7 protein-coding genes are annotated in these 9,629 nt (G+C 57.7%); 3 read left to right on the top strand and 4 right to left on the bottom strand.

Annotated features, from left to right (window positions below; translation table 11 throughout):
- Positions 1 to 190 precede the first annotated feature (190 nt).
- Complete coding sequence (locus tag NR195_RS12225) at positions 191 to 1,414, bottom strand: AI-2E family transporter (protein ID WP_033756854.1); 1,224 nt, start codon at positions 1,412 to 1,414, stop codon at positions 191 to 193.
- Positions 1,415 to 1,765: 351 nt separating this feature from the next.
- On the opposite strand from NR195_RS12225, the gene NR195_RS12220 reads away from it, so the two are divergent.
- On the top strand, positions 1,766 to 2,095 hold the full coding sequence (locus NR195_RS12220) for a hypothetical protein (RefSeq protein ID WP_045140688.1): 330 nt from the start codon (positions 1,766 to 1,768) through the stop codon (positions 2,093 to 2,095).
- Between the two features lie 13 nt (positions 2,096 to 2,108).
- Here the strand turns inward: NR195_RS12220 and NR195_RS12215 are convergent, their stop codons facing one another.
- The gene (locus NR195_RS12215) at positions 2,109 to 5,870 is read right to left on the bottom strand and encodes an NAD(P)-binding protein (protein WP_256844559.1); all 3,762 of its coding nucleotides are present in this window, start codon (positions 5,868 to 5,870) and stop codon (positions 2,109 to 2,111) included.
- A gap of 600 nt (positions 5,871 to 6,470) precedes the next feature.
- Between NR195_RS12215 and NR195_RS12210 the strand changes: the two genes are divergently transcribed.
- A complete protein-coding gene (locus NR195_RS12210; protein WP_010259010.1) occupies positions 6,471 to 7,163 on the top strand; it encodes a DUF421 domain-containing protein in 693 nt (230 codons plus the stop codon).
- Here the strand turns inward: NR195_RS12210 and NR195_RS12205 are convergent.
- On the bottom strand, positions 7,160 to 7,912 hold the full coding sequence (locus tag NR195_RS12205) for a GNAT family N-acetyltransferase (RefSeq protein WP_010671262.1): 753 nt from the start codon (positions 7,910 to 7,912) through the stop codon (positions 7,160 to 7,162). The two genes, NR195_RS12210 and NR195_RS12205, sit on opposite strands and share 4 nt — an antisense overlap.
- A gap of 188 nt (positions 7,913 to 8,100) precedes the next feature.
- Between NR195_RS12205 and NR195_RS12200 the strand changes: the two genes are divergently transcribed.
- Positions 8,101 to 8,307: a hypothetical protein gene (locus NR195_RS12200; protein WP_122889111.1), complete on the top strand. Its 207-nt coding sequence runs from the start codon at positions 8,101 to 8,103 to the stop codon at positions 8,305 to 8,307.
- Between the two features lie 64 nt (positions 8,308 to 8,371).
- Here NR195_RS12200 and NR195_RS12195 read toward each other — a convergent pair whose 3' ends face one another.
- A complete protein-coding gene (locus tag NR195_RS12195; RefSeq protein WP_045140685.1) occupies positions 8,372 to 9,565 on the bottom strand; it encodes a zinc-dependent alcohol dehydrogenase in 1,194 nt (397 codons plus the stop codon).
- Positions 9,566 to 9,629 lie beyond the last annotated feature (64 nt).

Genomic DNA, 9,629 nt, shown 5'->3' with positions numbered 1-9,629 from the left:
CGCTTCCCGGCGTGGACTTCTGGCCCGCCGTCACGCCTCAGCGCTGCGGATAGCCCTTTCAGCAGCAGAGGCGCTCATGCCTTCACTCTCGTGCCCTTTTTAACAATACTCACCAGACTGCGTTATCCCCTGTCGCTTAACTGACTGGCATTACCCACCGAAAGGTGGATTTTTTTATGGCTGACGCGGATTAGGCTTTCTTTTCCGCTGTTTCTTTCTCCGAGGCGGCTAACGCAGAGACTTTCCTTTCCGTCTCTGCAGCCGCATCGGCGGAGGCCGCCGCCGCTTCAGCCGCAGCCTCTGCCGCGGTATCGGACTGTTTCTTACCTTCTTCGATAAACTCTTCGTCGATGGCTTCGATGTTTTCGCGGTTATCGCGTCCGGAGAGCAGGTTCCAGCAGGCGATAAACAGAGCGGCAATCACCGGACCGATTACAAAACCGTTGATGCCGTAAATCTCCATGCCGCCCAGCGTGGCGATCAGAATCAGATAGTCAGGCATTTTGGTGTCTTTGCCGACCAGTAGCGGACGCAGGATGTTATCAACCAGTCCGACAATCACTACGAAGAAGCCCACCAGGAACAGCCCTTTCCACAGTGCACCAGTGGCGAAGAAGAAGATCGCCGCAGGCACCCAGATAATGGCGGAACCGACTGCCGGAATAAGAGAGAGGAAGGCCATCAGTGCGCCCCACAGCAGGCTGCCGTCTATACCGGTAAACCAGAATGCCAGCCCACCGAGAATACCCTGAACAATACCGACCACCACCGTGCCTTTCACCGTCGCGCGCGCCACGGCCGCAAACTTCACCATCAGGTGATGCTTCACGTAGGTTGAGAGCGGCAGCGCTTCCAGGATCAGATGCACCAGATAGGAGCCATCTTTCAGCAGGAAGAACAGCAGATAAAGCATCACGCCAAAGCCGACGGTGAAGCTGAACGTCCCTTTACCGATGATAAAGGCGCTGCCTGCCACATACTGACCGCCCTTAAGGGCAAACGAGGAGAGCTTCTGCTGAATCTGTTCGGCGTTATCCAGGTTATTTTCAGCCAGATAATGTTTTGCCCAGCGCGGCAGATGCTGCAACAGATCGGCGAAGACCGCCGGGAACTGCGCCGAATTGGTCTGCAGTTTGTGATAGACCGCGTTGGTTTCGACCACCAGCGATGAGGCGATAATAGCCAGCGGCGTGAACACAATCAGACAGATACAGAGCAGGGTAATCAACGCGGCCAGGCCATTGCGTTCGCCCATTCGGACCCGCAGATACGTTTTCAGCGGATGGAAAATCACCGCCAGAATCGCCGCCCATAAAATCGGCGAGAAATAGGGCGAAAGCACCTCGAAAAAACCGAGGGTGGCAATAGCCAGAATCAAAATGAAAAACCCGATGTTCAATCCTTTAAAACGCATGGAAAAACCTCATCTCGAACAACTCTGATAAACCCGACGCGCGAATTTTCTGTGTCTGGCTTTGCTTATGCGGCTGCCTCGTCACTGATTATCGGTCAGGCTTTGCTTTTTAAACGCTGCTGATGACAGCATCATGCTGGCTAACTCTTTGAAAGGTCTGGCAGAAGTGATGAACGGGCAATGTGCGTTCGCTGCGTGACTTCCTATAGGTAACACGCTGCAACTGACAGCAGCGCGCTGAATCCTACATTAGCGTAGCGGTTTCGACCATTATTGGTAGGTCAGAGACTCATGATCCCGGGGGATGCTGCCGATAACAGTATTAACTGGATAAAAAACAGGCAATGAAAAATGAGTAAACAGAGCGTCTTAATCGTGCTGCTGACGCTGGTATTAACCGGCTGCGCCACCAAGCAGTATCCGCAGGCATCCGCGGTCACCCCGGAAGAGACGGCGATGCTGAATTGCAGCGCGCTGGATCAGGAGCTGGTGAAAGCGCACAGCGTGCAGAGTGATATTGAGCAGACCGGCCAGTTCGATGCACTGACCGTGCTGGGCTTTGTCGGGGATTTCGGGCTGGGCAATGGCATTGCGAAATACAATGCCAGCCAGAAGGCGGAGCGGCGACTGACGCAGTTACAGTCGCTGAAAGCCGCGAAGTGCAGCCAGCGGCTTTCGTAGCGACTGCGCCGGGTCAGCCGAGCGTCCGTTCGCTGACATGCTGCAGCCGGACATTTTCGGCGGCGCGTTTACCGGCAAGGAAGGCGTGATCCGAGTTGTAATATTCCCACTCGCTGTAGCGGCCTGACAGATGAATGTCCTGGGTCAGCAGCCACTGGCGGATCAGCGCCACGTTATCGCTGCGCGCATGGTCATAGACCACGTAGGCGTAGGGCATATCGACCTCTGAGGCACAGAGCAGCGGATCGTCCGCGGTGATCATGCCAACTCTGATGCAATCCTGACGGCAGCGCTCAATCAGCGCATCCCCCGCCAGCGGCAGCGGATTGGCCGCGTTATAGGTGATTTCGCAGGTTAAGCCGAAACCGCCCGGCGGGTTGCAGTGCGGACTCGCATTGCCCTGCACAAAGATGCGGTGAAACAGCGTATCGCCAGGATAGTAAATCCAGTGCTTTTCGGTCAGGTCAGCGCGGCCAATTCCCAGATTAACGCAACGCACCGAGACAAACTGCAGCTGCTGCGCCGCCCGTTGCACACTCTCCGGCACTTCATCGCCCATCAGTTTAATCAGCTCCGGCAGCGGCATGGTGCTGATTAATTGCTCATAACGGTAGTGGCGACCATCCGCCAGCAGCGCGACGTGCGCCTGCGGGTAGAGGCGGGTCAGGGTGGCGTCCGTTTCCAGCGTACATTTCAGGTGCGGCAAAAAGCCGGACATCAGCGCCTGGAAGCCACCGCGCAGCGGATAGCCGAAACGGGCATTGGGGCCAACCGGTTTCGCCAGCGGTTGCAGTGCGCCATCAATGATCTGCGCCAGATCGGGCAGCGGTACGCGTCCGCCCAGCCATGAAGTTTCCATGTCGGTCAGCGGCACCTTCCACAGTTTCTGGTTGTAGGGCAGGGCAAAGTGACGCGCGATGCCTTTGCCCCAGGTGCGCATAATGAAGTGCTGGAAATCCTCTTCGCCTTCCACCACGCCTGTGCTGCTGCCCTCATCGGGGATCGCGCCATCTGCGCAGCAGTCCCGCCGTGCCCGCGCCCGATCCAGTGGCACCGCGGCGGCGGCCGTTTCGCCATAACGCGCCTCGATAGCGCCCAGCACGCACTCTTTTACCACCTCGACCGGCAAGCCGTGCAGCGCGGACTGGAAGGGATAGCGGGTATAAACGCCGTCGCTGTAGACCCAGGCTTCACGCGCCTGCCAGTGCAGGTTGTCGCCCAGCAACATCTCATACAGCTGCAAGACGTACGGGTCCTGCGAGAACATAATGTGACCGGCATAGTCGAAGGTAAAACCCTGATCGTCAATCGAGCGGCACCAGCCGCCAGGCGTGGCATTTTTCTCCAGCAACACTGCGCCTTCGCCATAGTGATAACCTGCGCTCAGCCCGGTTGGCCCGGCTCCGATAATCAGGCAGGGCACGGCTTCACTCTCCAGCATCAATGGGGTTAACGGCGTGATATTCGCCTGCGCGCTGCCCTGGCTGACCGAACTTAGTGCGGGCTGACGCTGCGTCAGCGCCTGCTGGATCAGTCCATGAATCTGTTCAGCGGTGCGATCCCATGAGGTGGCATCGACCTTTGCCTGCATCCGTCCCGCCAGCGCCAGCCGTTCTGCGGCACCAATCGCCATCGCCTGTTCACAGGCGGCAATAAATTCCGCGTGGCTCTCTGCCACCGCGACTTCCTCTGCGTAATGCCGCGCAACGTCAATAATCGCGGTACTGACAATCGGCAGCTGCGCCGCCATATACTCCAGCACCTTAGTCGGTGAGATGTAGCGCGTCGAGGCATTGATGGCAAACGGCATCAGACAGACATCCCAGCCCGCCAGAAACTGCGGCAGCGCCTGATAGGGCTGCTGGCCGAGCCAGTGAATATTGTCGCGCTGCGGCAGGCTGGCGGGATCAATTTTTACCACCGGCCCGACCATAATGATCTGCCATTCGGGGTGGCTGTCCGCCAGCGCCGCAATCAGCGGCAGGTCTATGCGCTCATCCAGCACGCCGTAATAGCCAAGACGCTGTGCCGGAATTGCATCCTGCATCGGATGTCGATTGCTGCGATCGCGCGCCTGCTCAAAATGAATAGCATCGACGCTGCTGGGAAAGCAGTAAACCTGAGCATGTTTGTCACGCTTCGCTTCATAGAGGCTGGTGCCGCCGGTAAAGACCAGATCGGCGCGGGTCATCAGCGCGGATTCGCGCTGCTGCAGCTGGCGCGGTGCATTCTGAAAAGCGGAAAGCTCATCCATGCAGTCGTAAATCACCAGTGAGGGATCAAAAGGGGTCAGCAACGGCAGCGCCATCGGCGTATAGAACCAGATCAGCGGCTGTTCATCTTCCTCCAGCAGCGGCGTCAGCAGCAGCAGCAGCGAGGCGATCTGGCTGTCGTGAAAACCAGGCGCGTCGCTGTCGGTATGCGGCTGGATCACCGTGATGTTAGCGGCAGGCGAGCTCTGATGCAGACCCTGTGGCCCCGCCTGCCAGACCGGCTCTTCGACAAACAGCACGCGATAGTGCTGTGCCAGTCGTGTCAGTAGCTGCTGCGGACGCTGAAAAACAAATCCCCAGCGTAAATGGCTGAAAACAATGAGAACAGGTGGTTTCATAGGGTGCTCCTGACAGGGGTGTTTTAAGGAGTGGATGTGCTGCAAAAAGCGCTGCGCCTGACGTAATGCGTCGGCATAAGGCTGCTGTAGCTGGCGGGCATAGGGATCGGCCCCCAGCAGATCGAGATCCCACAAACCGCTGCGGGTCCAGAAAGTCGTCTCCTCCCATAAGGGACGATCGAGGATCGGATAGAGGCAGATGCCGTGCAGCTCAACGCCTGCCAGTTGCGCCTGCGCAACCTGCGCGGCGATCTCAAGGATCCAGCTTCCGCGTCCGCTGCCGACGTGGCTGGTTTCCGCCAGCAGCAGTGGCCGCTGATAACGCTGCCAGACCTGCTGCAGCATCCGATGCAGCGGCAGGCGTCGGCTGTCGCCCAGATGCCAGTAAAGCCGCCGGTTTGATCCCTGCTCCCACTGATTGTCGTGGTAGTAATTCACGCCAATCAGATCGAGATAGCGTGGGGCGCCGCCCAGTTCCGGGTTGCGCCTGCCGCTCAGCATGTCCCACGCCTGATACTGGGTGTCACACATCTCACGTGCCAGCACGTCGCTGGCCGGATCGGCGGGATCGGGCACGATATGGATCAGTGGATCACAGTGCAGCAGACGCGCTCGCGGATCGGCCAGCCAGATGGCATCACAGGCTGCCAGCGTAGCGCGCACCAGCTGCTGCTTGGCGGCATCCGCCCGATCCGCCTCAGGGATCGCCTCACAGGTGAACAGCCCAACCGAGATGCCCCAGCTGACAAAGGAGATCTCATTCATCGGAGAGTAGACCGGCGCCTGCTGATACCAGGGGGCCAGGAAGCGGGCCAGTGCGCCACAGAAGGCGGCGAAACGGCTGACAAAGTCGTGGTCAAACAGGCTGACGCCAGCGGGCCAGCCGTAGTGGCAGATTGTCCAGCTCAGCTGAATGCCCTGCTGCTCTGCGGCCTGCATCCGGGCCGCGACCGTCGAGAAGTCATAGCGGCCATCGTGCTCACATAACCGCCAGCCGACGCTTTCGCGCACTGTGCGAATGGAAAAGGGGGCCAGCGCGGCATAATCTTCTGCTGCACGCGCCTGATGCTGGTTAAGATCGTTCATCGACAGCGCAAGGCCGGCAGGATTGATATGATCGGCACCTTCGTAGCCGGCCTGCCAGAAACTGGAAAAGGGCGTCATGGCATCTCCCGAAAAAAAGCAACACGCTTCCCGCTGACGAGCCGTCGTGAAACGGGTCAGGGCGTCAGGGTATGCATTGCAGACTGATCGATCTGACCACTCTGAACGGACGGGCGATCCATGCCATAAGCCACAGACACTGAGTTGCAGGCATCAGGGCCTGTCGCGGTGTGGACGAGTGAGATAGCAGGTATAGGCCAGTGACGCTATCGGCAGAAAAAGGCTGGCTTCTCTGGATGTTGAAAGGATTTGCGGAAGCCTTACTGGAAAGTATAGGCAGTAAGGTTTGGTTCGCAATTTATTGAAGTAAAAGAAAAAAGCGCAGCGGTAAAAATTATCCAGCCAGAAACAGGAAGTTTTAGCATGCGGTTTTGCGAACGGCCCGATAAGCGTAGCGTGAATAGTGTCAGCGCCATTTTCAGCTTTGTTAACCTTTTCCTCAACATGCAGAGAGGTCAGACTCGCCCACTTTCGCGTTACAGCTTCGCTTGCCTTTTGGCGGGCTGGCGACAAGATTTACTTATCACTGGCCTGAATCAGCGGGTCATCAACGGGTGATGCGACGATGCGCGCCCCCTAAAACAGGATGTTTTACAGACTATGTTCTCATTCGACTGGCACCGTTTCTTACTTAACGATCAACCGGCCACCTTTTTGTTTGAGGTGGTGGTACGGGTCATGATCGCTTATCTGGTGGTGTTCACCTTTCTGAAAGTCTCAGGACGACGCGGCGTGCGCCAGCTGTCGCTGTTCGAACTGGTGGTGATCCTGACGCTGGGTTCCGCGTCCGGTGATGTGACATTTTACGATGATGTGCCGGTGCTGCCGGTCATTATGGTGTTTGTAGTCTTGCTGGCGCTCTACCGCTTCACGACCTGGCTGACGGCGCACAGCCCGCGCTTTTCACGGCTTATTCAGGGCGACGTGATTACCCTGATTAAAGAGGGATTGTATGTGCTGGAGAGTCTGGATCGTCTGAATATTTCCGAAGATGAGTTTTATATGGAGTTACGGCAGAGTGGTGTGGAGCATCTGGGGCAGATCCGGCTGGCGCTGGTGGAGGTCGATGGTCAGCTCAGCCTCTATTTCTACGATGACGATGAGATGCGCGCCGGGTTAAGCGTACTGCCTCCTGAGCACCGGCAGGATTACAGCACTGTGCCGGTCAGCGCGCTCTATGCCTGCACCCATTGCGGCCAGACGCAGATCATTGAGGCTGAGCAGCAGGCTGTCTGCCCGCGCTGTCAGCGACAGCGCTGGTCCGCGGCACTGACCGTGCGCCGGCTGCATTAATCGCCAGCATCCGCTCCGCGTTCAGGACTTGTCGCGTTTGCATCAGCCGGGTTAACGTCGGCGAAGCAGGCGCTGAGCGGGCGCTTTTGCTGTCCCCCGGCAGCGAAATTATCCGCACTTAGCCAGGCACTCAGGGCGCGCTGAACATCTGGCCATTCACGGTCAATAATTGATAGCCAGTCGGTATCGCGATTACGCTGTTTACGCGTCATAACCTGACGAAAACGGCCCTCAAAGCGGAACCCCAGCCGTTCTGCTGCGCGTCGTGATGCGATATTGGTTGAATCACAGCGCCACGCCACTCGGCGATAGCCGAGCGAGAAAGCCTGTTGCAGCAGCAGATAAATCGCCTCGCTGCCGATGACACTGCGCTGCATCAGCGGCGACCAGGTGACGTGACCGATTTCAACAGTGCCGTGTCCCGGCTCAATGCTGGCGAAGCAGACCACGCCGCAGGGCTGCTGATTTGGCGAGCAGACCGTGAAGGACACCAGGGCCGCATCCGCCACTTTATCCGCAATCCAGTGCTGCATCTGCGGCAGAGAGGCGGGCCGCTCTGCGCTCAGCCAGGTCCAGTCGCGATCATCCGGTGCCAGCATAAATGCCTGCAATAGCGGTTCTGCATGATCGATGCTTAGCGGCAGGAGAAGGCAGTGCTGACCCGTGAGTGGCATACAGGGTGGTCTGGTGACCGGTTGCCAGTCGGGCAGAGCCTCACCGACCGGCTGATCAAACTGATTGAGGTTCAATAGCATTCTCCTGAAAGAAAACGGACGGTTAGCCGGGAAACTTATGATGCCGGGCTGACGGACTATCCTGAACCGCGGTTAAACCCGTCGCAGCTTGTTCCCGCTTACCACATAACTTTGCCTGTTACTGACAGAAAATGAAAACCCTTCGGGCAGCATAGCGGCACCGTTACCAAAGAGGTGTGCGTATGAAAGTGAGGCTGGCCAGTGCATTACTGTTTTTGCTGTTATCGTTTGGCGCGTTTTCACAACAGGTGATCAGCGAAAGTCATCCCCATTCACGCAGTGCGCGATGGCTGGAGCAGAGCAGTCAGGTTGATACGGCGGATTCGCCGGATGAACATCTGCTGGAGAGGCGGGAGTGGCGAAGCAGCCTGCAACGCAAGCCGTTCTGAGATGAGATCCCCGGCGGAAAACAGCCGGGGAGCCAGGGTTAAGCGTTTCAGACCCATTGTGAAATTATATTGTGGCCTGTGTCGCTGCCATGCCAGGCACCAGAATCACCTTGCGGCACTCCTCTTCGCGTTTGGCGAAAATATCGTAGCCACGCGCAGCATCTTCCAGCGGCAGATGGTGGGTCACAATCTCTTCCGGCGTCAGATGACCCTGTTCGATCAGCTTCAGCAGGTCGGGCAGATAAGCGTGTACGTGGGTCTGTCCCATCTTAAAGGTCAGCCCTTTGTCAAAGGCGTCACCAAACAGGAAGCCGTGAATAAATCCGGCATAGACGCCCGGCACGCTGACGATACCGCCACGCCTTACTGCGGCAATACACTGACGCAACGCTTTACCGCTGCTGCCTTCCAGTTTGAGATTGGTGAGCACGGTTTCGGTCATGCTGCCTTTTGCCTCGAATCCTACTGCATCAATTACCGCATCCACACCGCGATTGCCGGTGCTGTGTTCGATAATCCAGCCGGCCGGGTCATCGATCTCATCGAAGTTAATCGGGATAACACCGTAGCGCTCGCGGGCAAAGTTTAAGCGGTAGTTGTTGTGGTCGATCATGTAGATCTGTTCGGCACCCTGCTGTCGGGCGCAGGCGGCACTGAGCAGGCCAACCGGTCCGGCACCGAAAATCGCCAGGCTGGAGCCGGGTTTCACCTCGGCGTTTTTCACCGCCTGCCACGCGGTGGGCAGAATGTCTGACAGGAACAGCACTTTCTCATCCGACAGTACCGACGGCACTTTAAACGGGCCGGTATTGGCTTTCGGCACCCGGACATATTCCGCCTGTCCACCAGGCACACCGCCATAGAGTTTGCTGAAACCAAACAGGGCTGCGGGCGGCGTGATGTTTTTCCGGTTCAGGATGGCACCCCGTCCGCTGTTGGTATTTTCACAGGCAGCATACTGGCTCATCAGGCAGAAAAAACAGTCGCCACAGGCGATAACAAACGGGATCACCACCCGATCGCCTTTGGCCACGGCGGTCACTGCGCTGCCTGTCTCAACCACTTCGCCCATAAACTCATGACCAAAGATATCTCCGTGCCCGGTACCGGGGATTTTGCCGCGGTAAAGGTGCAGGTCTGAACCGCAAATAGCGGTGGCGGTCACACGCAGAATAATGTCATCTGCGGCTTCCAGACCGGGATCGGGAACGTTATCGACGCTGACTTTATGGGGGCCGTGATAAGTTAATGCTTTCATCTGTTCATCTCCTGATGATTAGGGGACGGCGGCCAGACCAGAAGGCGTGGCCACGCACGGGAAA

Origin of the sequence: Pantoea sp. Ft-CA_14 (assembly GCF_024520875.1) — a bacterium.
Taxonomy (GTDB): Bacteria; Pseudomonadota; Gammaproteobacteria; order Enterobacterales; family Enterobacteriaceae; genus Pantoea; species Pantoea agglomerans.
This window is presented reverse-complemented; position numbering and strand designations above follow the sequence as displayed.